Origin of the sequence: Citrobacter pasteurii (assembly GCF_019047765.1) — a bacterium.
Classification (GTDB): Bacteria; Pseudomonadota; Gammaproteobacteria; order Enterobacterales; family Enterobacteriaceae; genus Citrobacter; species Citrobacter pasteurii.
On the sequence record NZ_CP077262.1, the window covers coordinates 2,032,259 to 2,052,350 of the forward strand.

At 50.7% G+C, this 20,092-nt stretch carries 17 protein-coding genes; 10 read left to right on the forward strand and 7 right to left on the reverse strand.

All coding sequences use genetic code 11. The features are described from left to right. Nucleotides 1-170 precede the first annotated feature (170 nt). The 3 genes from I6L54_RS09755 (at nucleotide 171) to I6L54_RS09765 (ending at nucleotide 3,381) form a co-directional block, all read left to right on the forward strand. On the forward strand, nucleotides 171-1,112 hold the full coding sequence (locus I6L54_RS09755; protein ID WP_005129241.1) for a pseudouridine kinase: 942 nt from the start codon (nucleotides 171-173) through the stop codon (nucleotides 1,110-1,112). Then, complete coding sequence (locus tag I6L54_RS09760) at nucleotides 1,100-2,035, forward strand: pseudouridine-5'-phosphate glycosidase (RefSeq protein ID WP_040230611.1); 936 nt, start codon at nucleotides 1,100-1,102, stop codon at nucleotides 2,033-2,035. The genes I6L54_RS09755 and I6L54_RS09760 overlap by 13 nt, the downstream gene beginning before the upstream one ends. A gap of 95 nt (nucleotides 2,036-2,130) precedes the next feature. After that, the gene (locus I6L54_RS09765; protein WP_040230612.1) at nucleotides 2,131-3,381 is read left to right on the forward strand and encodes a NupC/NupG family nucleoside CNT transporter; all 1,251 of its coding nucleotides are present in this window, start codon (nucleotides 2,131-2,133) and stop codon (nucleotides 3,379-3,381) included. Between the two features lie 46 nt (nucleotides 3,382-3,427). Here I6L54_RS09765 and I6L54_RS09770 read toward each other — a convergent pair whose 3' ends face one another. The 3 genes from I6L54_RS09770 to I6L54_RS09780 all read right to left on the reverse strand — a co-directional run bounded on the left by I6L54_RS09770 (nucleotide 3,428) and on the right by I6L54_RS09780 (nucleotide 6,497). Further along, nucleotides 3,428-4,516: a sugar kinase gene (locus tag I6L54_RS09770; RefSeq protein WP_005129227.1), complete on the reverse strand. Its 1,089-nt coding sequence runs from the start codon at nucleotides 4,514-4,516 to the stop codon at nucleotides 3,428-3,430. A gap of 2 nt (nucleotides 4,517-4,518) precedes the next feature. Then, nucleotides 4,519-5,376 (reverse strand): deoxyribonuclease IV, encoded by an 858-nt coding sequence (nfo, locus tag I6L54_RS09775; RefSeq protein ID WP_005129226.1) that lies wholly within the window; start codon nucleotides 5,374-5,376, stop codon nucleotides 4,519-4,521. Between the two features lie 71 nt (nucleotides 5,377-5,447). Then, nucleotides 5,448-6,497, reverse strand: coding sequence for a YeiH family protein (locus I6L54_RS09780; RefSeq protein ID WP_005129225.1), 1,050 nt, complete (start codon nucleotides 6,495-6,497; stop codon nucleotides 5,448-5,450). A 133-nt stretch (nucleotides 6,498-6,630) separates the two neighbouring features. On the opposite strand from I6L54_RS09780, the gene yieE reads away from it, so the two are divergent. Beyond that, on the forward strand, nucleotides 6,631-7,512 hold the full coding sequence (gene yieE / locus I6L54_RS09785; RefSeq protein WP_040230613.1) for a DNA-binding transcriptional regulator YeiE: 882 nt from the start codon (nucleotides 6,631-6,633) through the stop codon (nucleotides 7,510-7,512). Between the two features lie 195 nt (nucleotides 7,513-7,707). Continuing rightward, the gene (gene lysP, locus I6L54_RS09790) at nucleotides 7,708-9,177 is read left to right on the forward strand and encodes a lysine-specific permease (protein ID WP_005129223.1); all 1,470 of its coding nucleotides are present in this window, start codon (nucleotides 7,708-7,710) and stop codon (nucleotides 9,175-9,177) included. Nucleotides 9,178-9,240: 63 nt separating this feature from the next. Here lysP and I6L54_RS09795 read toward each other — a convergent pair whose 3' ends face one another. The 3 genes from I6L54_RS09795 to serB all read right to left on the reverse strand — a co-directional run bounded on the left by I6L54_RS09795 (nucleotide 9,241) and on the right by serB (nucleotide 13,779). After that, on the reverse strand, nucleotides 9,241-11,226 hold the full coding sequence (locus I6L54_RS09795; protein WP_040230614.1) for a ligand-gated channel protein: 1,986 nt from the start codon (nucleotides 11,224-11,226) through the stop codon (nucleotides 9,241-9,243). A 317-nt stretch (nucleotides 11,227-11,543) separates the two neighbouring features. Next, complete coding sequence (locus tag I6L54_RS09800) at nucleotides 11,544-12,866, reverse strand: MFS transporter (RefSeq protein WP_040230615.1); 1,323 nt, start codon at nucleotides 12,864-12,866, stop codon at nucleotides 11,544-11,546. A gap of 31 nt (nucleotides 12,867-12,897) precedes the next feature. Then, the gene (gene serB, locus I6L54_RS09805) at nucleotides 12,898-13,779 is read right to left on the reverse strand and encodes a phosphoserine phosphatase SerB (RefSeq protein ID WP_040230616.1); all 882 of its coding nucleotides are present in this window, start codon (nucleotides 13,777-13,779) and stop codon (nucleotides 12,898-12,900) included. 217 nt (nucleotides 13,780-13,996) lie between these two features. Here serB and I6L54_RS09810 point away from each other — a divergent pair, with 217 nt between their 5' ends. Both I6L54_RS09810 and I6L54_RS09815 read left to right on the forward strand, forming a co-directional pair. Continuing rightward, on the forward strand, nucleotides 13,997-15,379 hold the full coding sequence (locus I6L54_RS09810; RefSeq protein WP_072041422.1) for an L-serine ammonia-lyase: 1,383 nt from the start codon (nucleotides 13,997-13,999) through the stop codon (nucleotides 15,377-15,379). Next, a complete protein-coding gene (locus tag I6L54_RS09815; protein WP_040230617.1) occupies nucleotides 15,357-15,746 on the forward strand; it encodes a helix-turn-helix domain-containing protein in 390 nt (129 codons plus the stop codon). The genes I6L54_RS09810 and I6L54_RS09815 overlap by 23 nt, the downstream gene beginning before the upstream one ends. On the opposite strand, the gene fghA is transcribed toward I6L54_RS09815, so the two are convergent. Further along, nucleotides 15,747-16,583, reverse strand: coding sequence for an S-formylglutathione hydrolase (gene fghA / locus I6L54_RS09820; RefSeq protein ID WP_040230618.1), 837 nt, complete (start codon nucleotides 16,581-16,583; stop codon nucleotides 15,747-15,749). Between the two features lie 321 nt (nucleotides 16,584-16,904). Here fghA and folE point away from each other — a divergent pair, with 321 nt between their 5' ends. The 3 genes from folE (at nucleotide 16,905) to galS (ending at nucleotide 19,911) form a co-directional block, all read left to right on the forward strand. Continuing rightward, nucleotides 16,905-17,573 (forward strand): GTP cyclohydrolase I FolE, encoded by a 669-nt coding sequence (gene folE, locus I6L54_RS09825; RefSeq protein ID WP_003027410.1) that lies wholly within the window; start codon nucleotides 16,905-16,907, stop codon nucleotides 17,571-17,573. Between the two features lie 14 nt (nucleotides 17,574-17,587). Beyond that, nucleotides 17,588-18,745, forward strand: coding sequence for a DUF418 domain-containing protein YeiB (gene yeiB, locus I6L54_RS09830; RefSeq protein ID WP_040230619.1), 1,158 nt, complete (start codon nucleotides 17,588-17,590; stop codon nucleotides 18,743-18,745). Between the two features lie 143 nt (nucleotides 18,746-18,888). Continuing rightward, the gene (galS, locus tag I6L54_RS09835) at nucleotides 18,889-19,911 is read left to right on the forward strand and encodes an HTH-type transcriptional regulator GalS (protein ID WP_005129208.1); all 1,023 of its coding nucleotides are present in this window, start codon (nucleotides 18,889-18,891) and stop codon (nucleotides 19,909-19,911) included. The last annotated feature ends 181 nt before the right edge of the window (nucleotides 19,912-20,092 follow it).

The window sequence follows — 20,092 nt, forward strand, 5'->3', positions numbered from 1 at the left end:
TCTGTTCATATCTATTTGCTTTAGATCTTGCTGATGGATTTACTTTACAAAAAACCTGGCTAACATGAACATATGTTTGATAGTGAACATGTGCTCTAATAATCTTTGCTGTGGTAAAGGTTATTTTTGACGAACTCATTAGTGGTAATTATATTGCCAGGGGACGTGCTATGCGTGAAAAGGAATACATAGTAACCATTGGCTCGGCCAATATGGATGTGGCCGGGTATTCGCATGCTTCTCTAAATTATGCGGACTCGAATCCGGGGAAAATAAAATTTACGCCAGGCGGCGTGGGACGCAATATCGCTCATAATTTGGCGCTGCTGGGGAAAGATTCATGGTTACTGACTGCCGTTGGTAACGATTTCTATGGACAATCACTGCTGGCGCAAACTAATCAATCTGGTGTTCATGTCGAAAAATGCCTGATTGTTGCTGGAGAAAATACATCAAGTTATTTGTCGCTGCTTGATAATACCGGTGAGATGCTGGTTGCCATTAATGATATGAGTATTACTGACCACATTTCAGCGGCTTTTTTGTCGCAACATCGTGATTTTATTCGTGCAGCAAAAGTCATTGTCGCTGACTGTAATATCAGTGAAGACGCGCTGACATGGGTGTTGGAAAACGCGGGTGAGGTACCGGTGTTTGTTGACCCGGTATCGGCATGGAAGTGCGTTAAAATTCGCGAGCAGCTCGGCAAAATCCACACCTTAAAGCCTAATCGACTTGAAGCTGAAACCCTGAGTGGGATTGCACTTTCCGGGCGAGAAGATGTTGGCAAAGTTGCCACGTGGTTTCATGAGCGCGGCCTAAACCGGCTGGTGCTCAGCATGGGCGGCGACGGCGTTTATTACAGTGATATCTCGGGGAGTAGCGGTTGGTCGCTGCCCATTAAAACTCACGTCATTAATGTCACGGGGGCTGGTGATGCCATGATGGCGGGACTGGCTTCCTGCTGGGTCGACGGTCTGCCCTTTATTGATTCGGTTCGATTTGCGCAGGGGTGCTCATCTATGGCACTGGCCTGTGAATATACCAATAACCCTGATTTGTCTGTTGCGAATGTTAGCTCAATAGTGGAGAACACAGAATGTCTGAATTAACTCTTTCCTCTGAATTATTACAAATATCTCCAGAAGTTCAGGAAGCATTAAACAGTAAAAAACCCATTGTTGCACTTGAGTCAACCATTATTTCCCATGGCATGCCATTTCCACAAAATGCGCAGACAGCGATTGAAGTAGAAGAAACTATTCGCAAACATGGTGCTGTGCCTGCGACTATTGCCATTATCGGCGGAATAATGAAAGTAGGTTTAAGTAAAGATGAAATTGAACTTTTAGGACGTGAAGGGCATAACGTGGCTAAAGTTAGCCGCCGAGATTTACCATTTGTTGTAGCCGCCGGGAAAAATGGCGCGACTACCGTTGCCTCTACCATGATTATTGCCGCTATGGCGGGAATTAAAGTATTTGCAACCGGGGGTATCGGCGGAGTTCACCGTGGGGCTGAGCATACATTTGATATTTCTGCGGATCTACAAGAACTGGCACATACCAATGTCACGGTTATTTGCGCAGGGGCAAAATCTATTCTCGATCTCGGATTAACAACCGAATATTTAGAAACCTTCGGTGTGCCGCTCATTGGTTATCAGACAACATCGCTGCCAGCATTTTTCTGTCGTACCAGTCCGTTTGACGTCAGTATTCGTCTGGACAGCGCTAAAGAGATTGCCCGCGCGATGGCGGTGAAATGGCAAACCGGCCTGAACGGCGGCCTGGTTGTCGCAAATCCCATCCCTGAACAGTTTGCCATGGCAGAGGAAAAAATTAACGCGGCAATCGATCGGGCAGTGAAGGAAGCTGAAGAGCAGGGCGTTGTGGGCAAAGATAGCACGCCGTTCCTTCTGGCACGGGTTGCGGAACTGACCGGAGGCGACAGTCTGAAATCTAACATTCAACTGGTGTTCAACAACGCCGTACTGGCTTGCGAGATTGCGAAGGAATACCAACGCCTCGCCTGACCAAATTTTCCGGGCAGAAAGCGGTCGCCCGTGAATATCAAACCTACCAAAACCTGGCGTTAGCGCCGGGTTTCCTGGCATGAAGGGATTTCATTATGGATATAATGAGAAGTGTTGTGGGTATGGTGGTATTGCTGGCCATCGCGTTTCTGCTGTCAGTAAATAAAAAACGGATTAGCCTGCGTACCGTTGGCGCAGCGTTGGTTTTGCAAATCGCCATTGGCGGTATCATGTTGTATTTCCCGCCGGGGAAATGGCTGGTTGAACAGGCCGCGCTCGGCGTCCACAAGGTGATGTCATATAGTGACGCGGGTAGCGCATTTATCTTTGGCTCCCTCGTTGGGCCAAAAATGGATGTGCTGTTTGACGGGGCCGGGTTTATCTTCGCCTTCCGGGTGCTCCCGGCCATCATTTTTGTGACCGCACTCATCAGTCTGCTCTACTACATTGGCGTGATGGGGTTGTTGATCCGCATCCTCGGCGGTATTTTCCAGAAAGCGTTGAACATCAGTAAGATCGAGTCATTTGTCGCAGTAACCACGATTTTCCTCGGGCAAAACGAGATCCCGGCAATCGTGAAACCGTTTATTGACCGCCTGAATCGCAATGAGCTGTTTACCGCTATTTGTAGCGGAATGGCCTCGATTGCTGGCTCTATGATGATTGGTTACGCCGGAATGGGCGTCCCGATCGACTATTTGCTGGCGGCATCGTTGATGGCAATTCCTGGCGGTATTTTGTTCGCGCGTATGCTGAGTCCGGCAACGGAAGAATCTCGCGTCACCTTTGAAAACCTGTCATTTACTGAAACGCCACCGAAAAGCATCATCGAAGCGGCGGCCAGTGGGGCGATGACCGGGCTGAAGATCGCCGCTGGTGTGGCGACAGTAGTCATGGCATTTGTCGCCATTATCGCGCTGATTAACGGCATTATTGGTGGCGTTGGCGGTTGGTTTGGCTTCGGTCACGCGACCCTGGAAGGCATTTTTGGCTACATTCTGGCTCCGCTGGCGTGGATTATGGGCGTGGACTGGAGCGATGCGACGCTGGCAGGTAGCCTGATCGGGCAGAAGCTGGCGATTAATGAGTTTGTCGCTTATCTCAATTTCTCTCCGTACCTGCAAACGGGTGGGACGTTGGATGTGAAGACTATTGCGATTATTTCGTTTGCGCTGTGTGGTTTTGCAAACTTTGGTTCGATTGGTGTTGTCGTCGGTGCGTTTTCTGCCATTGCGCCACAGCGTGCGCCGGAAATCGCACAGCTTGGGATGAGAGCACTGGCTGCGGCAACGCTGTCAAACCTGATGAGTGCTACAATAGCCGGTTTCTTTATCGGACTGGCATAAAATAAAGTGTGTAGGCCGGATAAGCGTAGCGCTATCCGGCAGACATTCAAGCTGTTTGCAGTAAATACAGTGCGTTATCAGCGGAGAGCGTTGGGTTGTTAATACTGACGCTGGCGCGTGATAATGCTGCACAGGCCATTGCAAACTGCGCGCTTTCGCGGAACTCACTGCCTTCCAGAAAGCTGTATAACAATCCCGCCATAAATGCGTCATCGGCGCCGAAACTGTCTATCACCGTATGCTTCGGCGATGTCAGTAAAAATTGCTCTCCGTCCTTTTCGCTGCAAAAAACGGATTCGTCTTCCAGACACACAAAGATGCGTTTTACTCCCTGCTGATGGAGGTCGTTGACGGCCTGCACGCGATCCGCATCCGACTGGACAGGCTTACCCCATAAAATGCCCAGCTCTTTCTGCGTGGGTTTTAGCGTATGAATACGTGTAAACCAGGTCTTCATTTTTGCCGCTTTGAACTCTGAAACGGTATCAATAAATACCGGAATGTCATCAGCAATAGTAAATACCCACTCGATGGCTTCAGCTGTCAGATTGCAATCCGCCAGCACGACGCCGGAATGGCGGATAAGATCCCGTGAACCGTTCAGCAACTGCGGCGTTAGCTGTTGCAGAATGTGGGTATCATTAATCGCCAGTACGGTCTCTTCCTGCTGATTCGCGATCGACAAATAGGTGGAGGTGTTATGTCCATGCAGACGAATGCAACTGGAAACGTTAACACCAGCCTGACGGGTCTGTTCCAGCAGCGTTTCGCCATAGAAATCGCTGCCAACAGCGGAGATTAAATGTACGTCGCGACCCAGCAGCGCCAGGTTGTGGGCGATGTTACGCCCTACACCGCCTGCTGAGCAATGAATGCTGCCAGGGTTCGAGGCGGCCTGAGGATAATGGATGTCTGCAACACCCCGGATATCCATGTTGATAGCTCCGACAACCACGCAATAATCCTGTTCGGTAAGGATATAACCTTTACCTTTGATCATGCCTTTACGCATTAAATCCATAATATGCGCAGCGACGCGTGAACGGCTGATCTGCAAAATATCGGCGATTTCATTCTGCTGAATCAACGGATTGCGGCGCAGGATCTTAAGGATCTGCTTTTCCCTGTCGTTCATGATTAGGCCACCGCTTTTTCTGTTTGCTGGGCTTTCAGCCAGGCAATCTCTTCTGCCCAGATATCTGGATTAATGGTTTCCAGCACCAGCGGAATGCCGTCAAAACGATTGTCCTGCATAATCCATCGGAATGCGTCGTGGCCAATATTGCCTTCACCTAAGCTGTGGTGACGGTCAACGCGGCTGCCAAACGTGCTCTTGGCGTCGTTCAGGTGCATACCGCGCAGATATTTGAAACCGACAATACGTTCAAATTCCGCAAACGTCTTTTCGCATTCCTCAACGGAACGCAAATCGTAACCGGCCGCGAAGGCGTGGCAGGTATCAATACAGACGCCGACACGGGATTTATCTTCTACGCCGTCGATAATGGCGGCCAGGTGCTCAAACTTAAAGCCAAGGTTGCTGCCCTGTCCGGCGGTATTTTCAATTACCGCCGTAACGCCCTGGGTCTGGGCGAGGGCGATATTGATCGATTCGGCAATGCGCGCCAGACATTCATCTTCCGGGATCTGCATCAAATGGCTGCCCGGGTGAAAGTTCAGCAGGGATAAGCCAAGCTGTTCGCAGCGCTGCATTTCATCGATAAATGCATCACGTGATTTTTCCAGCGCATCGCTGACCGGATGACCGAGGTTTATCAGATAGCTGTCGTGAGGCAGGATTTGCGCGGAAGTATAGTGATACTTCTCGCAGGCGGATTTGAAATCATCAATGATTTCGGTGGTCAGCGGCGCGGCACGCCACTGACGCTGATTCTTGGTGAACAGGGCGAATGCGGTCGCTTCGATTTCTGCGGCTCGAATAGCGGCGTTAGCCAGACCGCCAGCGGCGCTTACGTGCGCTCCAATATATTTCATAAATTAAACCCGCCATACTCAAATGCAAAAGGAGGAAGTATAGCGGGTTAATGGAGGTGAGTCGTGCTCGTTTATGCCATCAGCGCGTGGATGGCAACGTTAATCGCGCCACCGCCCACAATCAGCCAGACAAACAGCACCAGTGCCATCAGCAGAGGTTTTGCACCGGCTTTTTTCAGCGCACTCACGTGAGTGGTTAACCCCAGTGCGGCCATCGCCATTGCCAGCAGCACGGTGTCCAGCGTAACCAGCATGTTCACCACTGACTGCGGCAGCAGGTGGAACGAGTTAAAAATCGCGACCACAATAAACAGGATGGCAAACCACGGAATAGTGATTTTACTTTTCTCTCCACTGGTCGCCGGAGACAGTTGTTTAACACGTGCTGCCAGGATGATGAGGAACGGAGCCAGCATCATGACGCGCAGCATTTTCGCAATGACGGCTGCGTTTTCAGCTTCCGGGGTGATTGCATGCCCGGCAGCAACAACCTGTGCGACTTCATGCATCGTGGAGCCAATATAAATCCCGTAGGTTTCCGGGCTAAACCAGTGCGCCAGTAGCGGGTACATTGCCGGGTACAGGAAGATAGCAATGGTTCCGAAGATAACCACGGTAGCAACGGCGACCGTGACCTTACTGGCTTCTGCTTTCACCACCGGCTCGGTGGCTAATACCGCGGCGGCACCACAAATGCTGCTCCCCGCGCCAATCAGCCAACTGGTGTGGCGGTCCAGACCAAATACTTTCTGTCCGAGGAAGCAGGCCAGCATAAAGGTGCTGCTGAGCGTCAGGACATCAATGACGATACCGCTGACACCAACGTCGGCTATTTGGGCGAAGGTGAGGCGGAAACCATAGAGGATAATCCCCAGACGCAATAGATGTTGTTTAGCAAACAGCACACCACCGTCACAGCTTTTCCAGATTTGTGGATACACGGTGTTGCCGATAACCATCCCGAATAAGATGGCTAAGGTGAGCGCGCTGAACCCGGCACCTGCGACGGCGGGAATGGAACCTCCCCATAAGGCGGCCCCGGTGATAACTGCGCTCAGGGCAAGCCCCGGAATAAAATGCCACACTGTACGACGATGATTCTGTAGGGCGAGTTCAGTCATAACCCCTCCTGAACAATTTGAATGATTTCTTGGCAAAAATTGTAAGGTGAAGTGGCTTAAAAATAAAATTGATTATATATTTATAATTAATCTTTATAAGTGGTAAGCACGGGCTACCCGGTGGAAAACGACTATGCATATCACCCTGCGACAACTTGAAGTGTTTGCTGAGGTACTGAAAAGCGGCTCGACGACTCAGGCATCTGTCATGTTGTCATTGTCGCAGTCAGCGGTGAGTGCTGCGCTTACCGATTTAGAGGGGCAACTTGGCGTGCAATTGTTTGACCGCGTCGGCAAGCGGCTGGTCGTCAATGAGCACGGGCGCTTACTCTATCCGCGTGCGTTGGCCTTGCTTGAGCAAACGACAGAAATCGAACAGCTTTTTCGTGAAGATAATGGCGCGATTCGCGTCTATGCCAGTAGCACCATCGGCAACTATATTTTACCTGCCATGATTGCCGGTTACCGGCGGGATTTTCCCGATTTGCCGCTGGAACTCAGCGTGGGCAACAGCCAGGATGTTATCAATGCCGTGCTGGATTTTCGGGTCGACATCGGGCTGATTGAAGGACCCTGTCACAGTACGGAGATCATCTCTGAACCGTGGCTGGAAGATGAACTGGTGGTATTTGCTGCGCCGTCATCGCCGCTAACCACTGGCTCCGTGACGCTGGAGCAGCTTGCGGCTTCGCCCTGGATCCTGCGCGAACGTGGGTCCGGTACTCGCGAGCTGGTGGATTACCTGTTGTTGTCTCATCTACCGAGATTTCAGATGGCAATGGAGTTGGGTAACTCTGAGGCTATTAAACATGCTGTCCGCCATGGTCTCGGGATCAGTTGCTTGTCGCGTCGGGTTATTGCAGAACAACTGCAGGCAGGAACGTTAAGCGAAGTTCCGGTGCCGTTGCCACGTCTGGTTCGCACGCTTTGGCGCGTCCATCATCGGCAAAAACATCTTTCAAACTCGCTGCTACGTTTTTTACGTTATAGCGACCAGGTAGAGCAGGTTGAATAAGACGCTGGTGCGTCGCACCTGCAATGAACACCCCATCGTCAACTGAGGGCAATCGTCATACGTTGCCCATTTTCTGCTTTACTTATAATCCGCGGCCAGTCATGAAGGTCTCTTATAACAGCGCATTTGTGCCGGAAGAATGCCATTTCGTCTGCTACAATCGCGCCTCATTTTTTGGATGGATAGCATTTTCACATGGTTTCCGAAACTAAAACCACAGAAGCGCCCACGCTACGCCGTGAACTGAAGGCGCGTCACCTGACGATGATCGCTATTGGTGGTTCCATCGGTACGGGTCTTTTCGTTGCATCTGGTGCAACCATTTCTGCGGCGGGTCCTGGCGGCGCGCTGTTTTCCTATATTCTGATTGGCCTGATGGTGTACTTCCTGATGACCAGTCTTGGTGAGCTGGCTGCCTACATGCCGGTTTCCGGTTCGTTCTCTACCTACGGTCAGAACTATGTAGAAGAAGGCTTTGGCTTCGCGCTCGGCTGGAACTACTGGTACAACTGGGCGGTGACTATCGCCGTGGACCTGGTGGCCGCACAATTGGTAATGAGCTGGTGGTTCCCGGATACGCCTGGTTGGATCTGGAGTGCGCTGTTCCTTGGCGTTATCTTCCTGCTGAACTACATCTCGGTACGTGGATTTGGCGAAGCGGAGTATTGGTTCTCACTGATCAAAGTCACCACTGTGATTATCTTCATCGTGGTTGGCGTAATGATGATTATCGGTATCTTCAAAGGTGCTCAACCGGTGGGTTGGAGTAACTGGACTACAGGTGATGCACCCTTTGCTGGCGGTTTTGCCGCCATGATTGGTGTGGCGATGATCGTCGGCTTCTCCTTCCAGGGGACCGAGTTGATTGGTATCGCCGCGGGCGAATCTGAAGATCCAGAGAAGAACATTCCACGCGCGGTGCGCCAGGTATTCTGGCGAATCCTGCTGTTCTATGTGTTCGCGATTTTGATTATCAGCCTGATTATCCCGTATACCGATCCGAGCCTGCTGCGCAATGATGTAAAAGACATCAGCGTCAGCCCGTTCACGCTGGTATTCCAGCACGCGGGTCTGCTGTCTGCGGCGGCGGTGATGAACGCCGTTATCCTGACGGCGGTGCTGTCGGCGGGTAACTCCGGGATGTATGCATCAACACGTATGCTCTACACCCTGGCATGTGACGGTAAAGCGCCGCGTATCTTCTCTAAATTGTCTCGTGGCGGCGTACCGCGTAACGCGCTGTATGCGACGACTGTCGTGGCAGGTCTGTGCTTCCTGACATCCATGTTTGGTAACCAGACTGTGTACCTGTGGCTGTTGAACACCTCCGGGATGACGGGCTTTATCGCCTGGCTGGGAATTGCAATTAGCCACTATCGTTTCCGCCGTGGTTACGTGTTGCAGGGCCATGATATTAAGGATCTGCCGTATCGTTCAGGCTTCTTCCCTCTGGGGCCGATCTTTGCCTTTGTCCTGTGCTTGATAATCACCCTGGGGCAAAACTACGAAGCGTTCCTGAAAGATACCATTGACTGGGGCGGCGTAATGGCAACCTACATTGGTATCCCGCTGTTCCTGATCATCTGGTTTGGCTATAAGCTGACCAAAGGAACCCGTTTCGTTCGTTACAGCGAAATGAAATTCCCGGGTCGCGTGAAGAAATAACAGTATAAAAAGCATAAAAAAACCCCGGCATGATGAGTGCCGGGGTTTTTTATTGCGTCAGACTTAGAAGTTGTAAGTCAGGCCAACAGTGTAGCGACGACCATCAAGCACGGTGTCATAGGTATCGTAATCAATCTGTTTATCCAGCACGTTATACACGCCAGCAGTAAGCAGTACATCTTTGGTCGCATAGTAACGCATACCGATATCGACCTGCGTATAGGACGGCGTGCCTTGCGCCATGGAAGTACGGCTCAGGTATTCTGATGTTTTGCCACGCAGATTCAGGCGGCTCCAGAAACCGAGATCCTGGGTCGCCTGCCAGTCCAGCGTGGTGTTGAACATATGCTTCGGCATTTTGTTTAACGGCTGACCCGAGAACTGGCCGCTTTTCTGCTCAGATTCAGTGTAGGTATAGTTCGCTGTCCAGTTGATGTCGGAGGTCATCTTCCAACCGAAGGTGGATTCGACGCCGCGCATATTGGCTTTATCAACGTTAACCCGATCGCTGACAAAGTCGTAATGAGTGTTACCAATAGTACAAGCTGGATCGGCGCTGCTGTTACAGCGACGAACTTCGGTGATTTTGTTTTTGAAGTCAGTATTGAACAGCGTGACACCCGCATTGAGGTCGTTGCCGTTATCCCACAGTAAACCGATCTCTTCGCTCAGGCTTTTTTCTGGTTTCAGATCCGGGTTGCCGACAATGATTCCGTTCAGACGACCGCCACCGGTGACCTGTCCCCAACTGGCAGAAGACTGGCGCAGATCCGGTGCACGATAGCCCGCAGAAACACCCCCTTTTAAGGTCCACTGATCGCTCAGGTGCCATACGCCATAGCCGCGCGGCGTCCAGTTGTCACCGTAGTTTTCATCTTTATCCATACGCAGACCACCGGTCAGCGTGAAAGTATCGGTAACCGCCCATTCATCTTCGGCAAACAATGCCCAACTCCAGCGAGTCAGCTTGTTCAGACCGTCAGCTGCTTGCAGTTGGTTGCCGTTATCGCGCAGTTTTTCATAACGGTATTGCCCGCCAACTGTCAGGGTGTGCGCCCCGAGGAAGACCTGGTTCTGGTTATTGAAGATCGTATTGTAGGATTTCATCTGACGACCAGGGTTTTTGGTCTCTTCCTGCTGAACATAGCTGGTGCTGTTGAAATCGTCGTAATAACCGCTGTGGGTTAATGAATACGTCGTGTGTTCATAACGGTTGTAGCTTTTGCTGTTTGGCTTACAAACACCGTTACGGCAGTTTTCTGCCGCCATCGATTCGCCCGGAGTGCTGTTGCGATCCTGTAGTTCATGCGCGACATCGAAGTCGATGTCATTTTTATCATCCGGGGTGAAGTTGAGGGTGAGTCCGCCGTTGCGCAGGCGTTGTTCATTGTAACCATTGACTATCTTATCTTCTCCGCGATGGGAGAACAGCCCGGTCACTTTTGCGCCGAGTAGCCCGTCGATCAGGGGGCCGGACGCGTATGCATTGGTCTGGTAAAGGTCACCGGAGTCCCGATCTTCCTGGAGGGTGGCATCACCATGCAGGGAGCCGGTCCAGGCTTTAGTATTCGAGACTTTTTTGGTGATCACGTTAATCACGCCGCCCATAGCGTCAGAGCCGTACAGAGACGACATCGGGCCGCGGATCACCTCGATACGCTCGATCGATTCCAGCGGCGGCAGCCAGCCTTGCTCAATACCCGCGTTGTCGCTGTTCGGGCGTGTGCCGCGGGTGCTGATGCGTTTACCGTTGACCAGGAAGAGCGTGTATTGCGAAGCCATACCGCGAATACTGATATCGCTGCTGCTCCCCCCGCCGGTGACGACGACGCCAGGGACGTCTTTCAGTGCATCGGTCACATCGCGATACGCTTTATCTTCGATCTGCTGCTTGGTAATAACCGAAATGGAGGCGGGGGCATCCTGAATTTTTTGCTCAAACCCGGTGGCGGTGACGACCACGGTATCCTGGTCGGCGGCATAGACGAGTGATGGGAGACTCGCGACGCATACTGCGGCGGCTACAGCCTTAACGTGAGGTATAGTCATTTGTATCATTCCATTTAAATGAATCTAACTGCGTGTCATGTGAAAGGCCATGACAATTGTATGTATTTGTCTTTTAAGGACTCTTTTCAGTAAAGAAGCGGGGGGATTGTACAAAAGTATGAATATTTGTAAACACAAATGATAATAGAAATCATTTGTGTTTGATATAATTCCCAAGGAAAAGCTTTTCGGGTCAATGAGATAGCGATGAAATAAAAAAGGAGAAAAAGTGAAGGAATGATGGAGAAATGAAGAGGGCGGGACTTACCACATCTTCATGGCAGCGGCGAAACCACCGCTACCATGTCATAACTGGCTTAGAGCCGATGGAATTTAGCCAGCAAGGCCAGTGAAAGGGTGGTTAACAGGATTGCGAGCACGGCATACAAATAGACACCAGACCACTCCCAGTTGTTCTTCACTAAGATCACCGGTACACCCGCTAACGCGGCGCCGACATAGCTGAATAATCCCCGGAAACCGGTTATCGATCCCGCCGCATCTTTGTGAGTGACATCCAGACAACCTACGGCAAAAAGCATATGCGGGCCGTACAGGGCGAAACCCATAATGGTGAAGAGAATGGCCGTAATGGTATATGAGGTATCCTGAACCAGTGGGATTAAGGTAATACACACACACAGCATTAATGCGAATATTAAACCTGTCATCCAGCGGTTACTTTTAAACATAAAGTCAGATAAGTAACCCGCCAGTAACCCACCGGCGAGGCCACCGGCTTCAAACCACGAGATAATGGAATTGGCTTTAATCAGACTCCAGCCATGCATCTGAGAATAGTAAATTTGCGGCCAGTCGTTGAGGATCGTACGGGCAATATAAACGGACATATCACCAACGATAATAATCCACACTAGCGGGTTAATCAGGATATATTTAACGAAAATCTGCCAAAAGGAGAGATTTACCGGGCTGGCTTTCACTTGGGCAAGCTCTGTTGGATCCTTACGCCATTCGCCAACGTTAGGTAAACCTAAGGTCCCGGGACGGTCTTTAATCGTACAGAGCGCAATGATTCCCATCAGCAAGGAGATCGCGCCCGGTACATAAAAACCCATTTTCCAGCTACCGCTCCAGACAATCGCGAAACTTGTCAGCAGTGGGGCGAGACTGCCGCCAATATTATGCGCCGCTTCAACGACCGCCCACCAACGTCCGCGTTCATTCTTGGAAAACCAGGATGCCATGATCTTTGCCATTGGCGGAAAACTGGTGCCCTGGAGGATAGCATTCAGGCTGTACAACACATAAAACGCGGCAACGCTGTCGGAAAAACCAAACAGAATATTAACGATCCCAACGCCAATAAGCACCGGGCCGGTCATGGCTTTCGGATTGATTTTGTCAACCAGCATGCCGCCAACAAACTTCATTGAGCCATACAGGATGTAAAACAGTGAAGACATGATGGCAAAATCTTCTGCGGTCAGAGCGGTATCTGACAACATGGCTGGCATGGCTGCTGAGAAGTTTTTACGTGTTAAATAAAAGACGGCGTAAGAGATAAAGACGGAGGTAATAATCTCTATACGGAATTTTTTGTAAGTATGATCAATCTCTTTTTTTTCTTTTACAACCGGCTTGTCAGCCTGGCTGAAAATAAATGATTTCAAGCTCATATGAGTTTCCCTTCAGGCAGTGCTCGTGAGGTTATAATTCATTTTCGATATAGAACAGAAGCGACTCGAATCCATGAAAATTAATCTGATTAGCGATTAAATCTCTGACCGCTGGTTTTGCTTTCCAGGCAATACCCGTGCCTGCATACATAAGCATGGGGATATCGTTAGCGCCATCACCGCAGGCAATAATGTTCTGCTGAGGGATCTGCAGCGTGTCGGCAAATGTAGCTAGCGTTTTTTGTTTATTTTCTGCGTTCATGATCGGCATGGAAATATTATCCGTCAGCACGTTATTTCTGACTTCTACGGTATTCGAAAATACATAGTCCAGCTGATATTTTTGCTGTAATCGTTGAGTGAAAATATCTAATCCGCCAGAAATGATGGCTGTTTTAAACCCTTTCTGTTTGAGTAATGGCAAAATGGTGGTGATACCTGGCGAGGCAGTCATCCGATCGCATACGCCATTAATTACATCGATATGCGTCCCTTTTAACATACCGATACGACGGGTAAAGCTGCTATTGAAATCCAGTTTTCCTTCCATCGCCTGCTGTGTCAGTTCCCTGATCTGTTCAGTGATGCCCAGCGCCCGAGCGATCTCATCGACACCTTCTTCCTCAATAAAGGTCGAATCCATGTCAAAGGCAATGATACCGTTCGTTGGAGTGATTTGCGGTTTTAGGAAGAAATCAAATTGCTGAATGAGTGATGTCGTCCTCAGTTTCCTATATATGTCATCCGTGAATATCTTATCGGGTAGAGATAATTTCAGATACGGTTTATTAATAGTGGTGGTATATAAGTTTTCCAGTGTGTACTGAAATTGATTAGTGTTTAGAACCGTATCGTACAGCCACGCCTGAAGTTTTTCAGGCTCTTTTGAACTGATGAAATAAATAATTGCCATAATGTCACTCCTGTAAACTGAGGTTATTGTATTAATGAAGAGTGACGATTGAATCCAGCTTTATCACAGATGTGAAGGTTAAAAAAAAGATAAAATAGTATTGTTTTTTATACCAACAAATAAACATAGTCTGAAAGGTATCGTTTTTGATATACAAGTCACGGTCTGTTGCCACTGGCGGTATATTCTGTTGTGACTGACAGGGATGGGTATAAAAATGGAAAGTTGTGTTGATATTTTTAAAGTCGTCATTGGACCTTCCAGTTCAAGAACCGTAGGGCCAATGCGTGCCGCGTTTAACTTCATTTCACAATTAAAGCAGCAGGAGATCTTGCCACTGACGCGAAAAATTGAGGTCGAGTTGTATGGCGCGCTCTCATTAAGCCGCAAGTGCCATAACGTTGATATTGCACTTTATCTGGGGTTGCTAGGCAATCAGCCGGATGAAGTTGATTTACGCCAGCAGATGGAAGCCATTAAACGAGCTGAACAGGACGGCACTTTGGCGCTTTCACCTTCAGTTGCCGTGACGGTCGCTATTAAGTCGAATCAACAACCACATTCCGGCCATCCCTATGCGATGACGTTTCGCGCCAGGGATGATTATTTTACGTTGTATGAAGAAACATGGTTTTCAACTGGCTCCGGACAGGTTTGTAAACCGGGTGAGCCTGCGCTCGCGAAGTCAGCGCGAGTAAACGTATTTCCTTTTGCTTTTCAAAATGCGACTCAGTTGCAGGAACTGTGCCAGCGCAATGGATTATCCGTTGCGGCATTAATGATGAAAAATGAGTTACAGATGCATTCACAGGCGGCTTTGCATGATTATTTTGCGCGGATTTGGGCGGTGATGCAGCAGGCAGTCCAACGTGGTCTGCATACTGAAGGGCTGCTGCCTGGCGCGTATCAAGTACCGCGCCGGGCCTGCTCTTTGCATAAATCACTGGCAACCAGACCCTCTGCTAACGATTTTCTCACCAACATCAACTGGGTGAATGCGTTTGCGATTGCCGTCAGCGAGGAAAACGCCGCCGGGGGACGGGTGGTGACCGCGCCGACCAATGGAGCAAGCGGTATCATTCCAGCGGTTCTCAGTTGGTACGATAAGTTTGTCTGCAAACTGGATAACGCGTCGGTTATCCGCTTTTTCCTCACCGCGGGTGCCATCGCGCTACTGTTCAAGCAAAACGCATCCATTTTAGGTTCTGAGGTCGGGTGTCAGGGAGAGATCGGCGTGGCAAGTTCGATGGCTGCAGCCGGATTAGCAGAGCTGATGGGCGCTTCCGTCGGCCAGGTGTTAAGTGCCGCAGAAATTGCCATGGAGCACCATCTCGGACTGACCTGCGATCCGGTTGGCGGTCAGGTGCAAATTCCTTGTGTCGAACGAAATGCGATTTCGTCAGTAAAAGCGATTAACGCCGCAACGATGGCGATGAGTCGCATCAGTGAACCATGTGTTTCGCTCGATGAGGTGATTGCAGCGATGTATGAAACGGGTAAAGACATGAGTGCGAAGTACCGTGAAACGTATCACGGCTGCCTGGGGAAAATTCAGCCCAAAAAACCGGGAGGGCGGCATGAAATATCACACCATGAATAATGATGAAATCATCTTGTCATTATGCGCTCGCATCAGGGAAACGCGAATTTCTCTGGCGCTCACGCAGCAGCAGCTTGCCGACCGTGCACAGGTGGGGATTGCGACCATTAAACGCATCGAAAAAGGCGGCGGCCTGAATCTGGATACACTTATTTCCCTGTTGCGGGCACTGAGTAAACTGCACCATCTGGATGCGATTCTGTTTGAGTCTGAGATGCGCAATTTTAACGAAGGCTACGAGGGAGGTGACAATTCGGGACGATTACAGGTCCGCCAACAGGCGGCCGATTTAAATCGTAAAGCGGCCGCGCCGCAATCCGAAGAGGTGAGTTACAGCGCGGCAATAGAAAAGACGCTTTACTGGTGATCACTTCAGCAAATACTGGGCATGGAAGCGCAGGTGATCCTCAATAAACGACGCAATAAAGTAATAGCTGTGATCGTAACCAGGCTGAATGCGTAACGTCATTGGCCATGCGGTTTGACGGGCTGTTTCCGCCAGCACTGCAGGCTGCAGCTGATCGGCGAGAAACTGATCGCTATCCCCCTGATCAATCAGCGTTGGGATCGCATCTTCGGGTTTGCTGGCCAGCATCAGCGCACAGCTGTCCCATTCCGCCCATCGTGATTTATCCTCACCCAGGTAGGCGCTAAAGGCTTTCTCACCCCACGGTACGCGACAGGGATTGACGATGGGGGCGAAGGCAGAAACGCTGGTGTATTTGCCTGGGTTTTTCAGTGCCATGATCAGTGCACCATGCCCCCCCATAGAGTGTCCGCTGATGGCGCAGCGATCGCTGACGTTAAACTGTGACTGAATGAGTGCCGGCAGTTCGTCACGCAGATAGTCATACATGTGAAAATGCGTTGCCCACGGTTGTTGCGTGGCATTGAGATAAAATCCGGCACCCTGGCCTAAATCGTAGCCTTCATCATTAGCGACCTGTTCCCCACGCGGGCTGGTATCAGGCATCACCAAAACGATGCCCAGTTCAGCCGCGATGCGTTGTGCTCCGGCTTTAGTGGTGAAGTTTTCATCATTGCAGGTCAAACCCGACAGCCAGTACAGCACCGGAGGCGGGGTGTTATCCCGGGGGGGTGGAAGAAAAATACTGAAGGTCATGGTGCAATTTAGCGTGGTGGAGTCATGACGCCAGCGTTGCTGCCAGCCTTCAAAACAGCGGTGCTCTTCAAGCATTTCCATGCGTGGCTCCTTGTTGTGTTGAACCTGTATGTGTTTGCGAACTCACCATAATACAGATTATTCATTGCACTGTGAGTAACTTTCACTTCCGCATTGAGCAAACATACTTCATCATCTATATAACTTTACATTAACACTCGAATTCACTCGGTTGAACGACGTATGAAATCTGTGTGCTAAAAGGCTGCACCAATTTCAATAATTATCGCGGTGAATACTGGATTATGTGCGCCGCCTCACGCACAATGTTCTGGCTGTGACACAGCCTAAAAACTTTGCCCCACGCAGGGCAGAGGCGCCCCACCTGCAGGAGAAAAAGAAATGTCATCACTCAGTAAAGAAGCGGCCCTGGTTCATGAAGCGCTGGTCGCGCGTGGTCTTGAAACACCACTACGCCCGCCCGTGCAAGAGATGGATAACGAAACGCGCAAACGTCTGATCTCCGGTCATATGACCGAGATTATGCAATTGCTCAATCTTGATTTGAGCGATGACAGTCTGATGGAAACGCCACATCGCATCGCTAAAATGTATGTCGATGAGATTTTCTCCGGCCTGGATTACGCCAACTTCCCGAAAATCACCGTCATTGAAAATAAGATGAAGGTTGATGAGATGGTCACGGTTCGCGATATCACGCTGACCAGCACCTGCGAGCACCACTTTGTCACTATCGATGGCAAGGCGACGGTGGCGTACATTCCGAAAGATTCGGTCATCGGTCTGTCGAAGATTAACCGCATTGTACAGTTCTTCGCTCAGCGCCCGCAGGTCCAGGAACGGCTGACCCAGCAAATTCTTACCGCGCTGCAAACGCTGCTCGGGACGAACAATGTGGCAGTGTCGATTGATGCGGTGCATTACTGCGTGAAAGCGCGTGGTATCCGTGATGCGACCAGCGCCACCACCACTACCTCGCTTGGCGGATTGTTTAAGTCCAGCCAGAATACGCGTCAGGAATTCCTGCGCGCCGTGCGTCACCACAACTGATCAGGGCAGGGGTCATGGAGCGTAATGTCACGCTGGATTTTATTCGTGGCGTCGCCATCCTCGGCATCCTGCTTCTCAATATTAGCGCCTTTGGCCTGCCAAAGGCGGCATACCTCAATCCCGCGTGGTATGGCAACATCACCTTATCCGACGCCTGGACCTGGGCGCTGCTCGATCTCTTTGCGCAGGTAAAATTCCTCACGCTGTTTGCGCTGCTATTTGGCGCGGGTCTGCAGATGCTGCTACCGAGAGGCAAACGTTGGATCCAGTCACGACTCACTTTGCTGGTTCTGCTGGGGTTTATTCACGGTTTACTGTTCTGGGATGGCGATATCCTGCTGGCGTATGGCCTGATTGGGCTGATTTGCTGGCGGCTGGTTCGCGATGCCCCTTCGGTCAAAAGTCTGTTTAATACCGGCGTGTTGCTCTATCTGGTGGGAGTTGGCGTACTGCTGCTGCTGGGATTTATCTCCGGAAGTGAGACCAGTCGCGCCTGGACACCAGATGCTTCTGCGTTGCTGTATGAAAAATACTGGAAGGTGAACGGCGGAATGGAAGCGGTCAGCAATCGCGTGGATATGATGTCCAATAGCTTGCTGGCGTTGGGTGCGCAGTACGGCTGGCAGCTGGCAGGGATGATGCTGCTCGGCGCAGCATTAATGCGCAGCGGTTGGCTGAAAGGGCAGTACAGTTTGCAACACTATCGACGTACCGGCGCGTTATTGGTCATTATTGGGATGGCGATTAACCTGCCTGCTATCATCGCTCAGTGGCATCTGGACTGGGTCTACCGCTGGTGTGCTTTCCTGTTACAAGCTCCGCGAGAGCTGGGCGCGCCGTTGCAGACCATTGGTTACGCTGCGCTGATGTTCGGTTTCTGGCCGCAGCTTAGCCGTTTAAAATGGGTCATTGCCATCGCCTGCGTGGGGCGCATGGCGCTAACCAACTATTTGTTACAAACCTTAATTTGCACCACGCTGTTTTACCAGGCAGGCTTATTTATGAAATTCGACCGGCTGGAGTTGCTGTATTTCGTCATTCCGGTCTGGGCTGTAAACCTGCTTTTCTCCGTCATTTGGTTGCATTTTTACCGGCAAGGCCCGGTAGAATGGCTATGGCGTCAATTAACCCTGCGTGCGTCAGGGACATCATTACCGCGAACATCCAGATAACGATCTGGATCACATTCATTAACAAAATGGATGTAAGCGCTTTCATTCCTGTGACATCACTCACGCAGTCCGTGTCGTTGTGCTGACAAAATACACAGCCTGGGGTGTCTGCGGGTAACCGCATCTTAAACAGGGTAGTGAATATGGTAACCATCCGTGATGTGGCACGACAGTCTGGCGTTTCTGTCGCGACTGTTTCCCGCGTACTGAACAACAGCGCGCTGGTGAGTCCCGATACGCGTGAAGCGGTAATGAAGGCAGTCACTCTGTTGGGCTATCGACCGAATGCCAACGCGCAAGCGCTGGCGACGCAGGTGAGCGAGACGATTGGCGTTGTGGTGATGGATGTTTCAGATGCATTTTTTGGCGCGCTGGTCAAAGCCGTGGACCTGGTTGCCCAGCAGCATCAGAAGTACGTCCTGATTGGCAACAGCTACCACGAAGCTGAAAAAGAGCGTCATGCCATTGAGGTGCTGATTCGTCAGCGTTGTAACGCACTGATTGTTCACTCGAAAGCGTTGAGCGATCGCGAGCTGGCCGAGTTTATGGATCAGATCCCCGGTATGGTGCTGATCAACCGCCTGGTCCCGGGTTACGCCCACCGTTGCGTCTGTCTGGATAACATCAGCGGGGCTAAAATGGCGACCCGCATGTTGCTGAATAATGGGCATCAACGTATCGGTTATCTGGCGTCAAGCCACCGCATCGAGGACGATGCCATGCGTAAAGAGGGGTGGCTAAGTGCCATGAAAGAACAGGGAGTTACCCCGGCCGACAGTTGGATAGGTACCGGTTCCCCGGATATGCAGGGCGGAGAGTCCGCAATGGTGGAACTGCTGGGACGTAACCTGCAACTTACGGCAGTCTTCGCGTACAACGACAATATGGCCGCTGGCGCGCTAACGGCGCTAAAAGACAACGGCATCGCCATTCCATTACATCTGTCTATCATTGGTTTCGACGATATTCCTATCGCACGTTACACCGACCCACAACTGACAACGGTGCGCTATCCTATTGCTTCTATGGCAAAAATGGCCACTGAGCTTGCGCTACAAGGCGCGGCGGGAACGCTGGATCCTGACGCAACACATTGCTTTATGCCGACGCTGGTACGGCGCCATTCTGTGGCTTTGCGGCAGAATGCGGCACCGATCACTAACTGATAATGTCGGGCTATGTAACCGCTTTCAATATGTGAGTAAATTCACAGTATCTTAACAATGCGATAGCTATGATGACACTGTTTGCTGCGCTGTAACTACTATGTAACGGTGAATAATCACTTTCATCGAGGTATAGGCGTCTTAAACAAAAATTAAAGCCTGTTTTTGGAGCGTTGCCAGA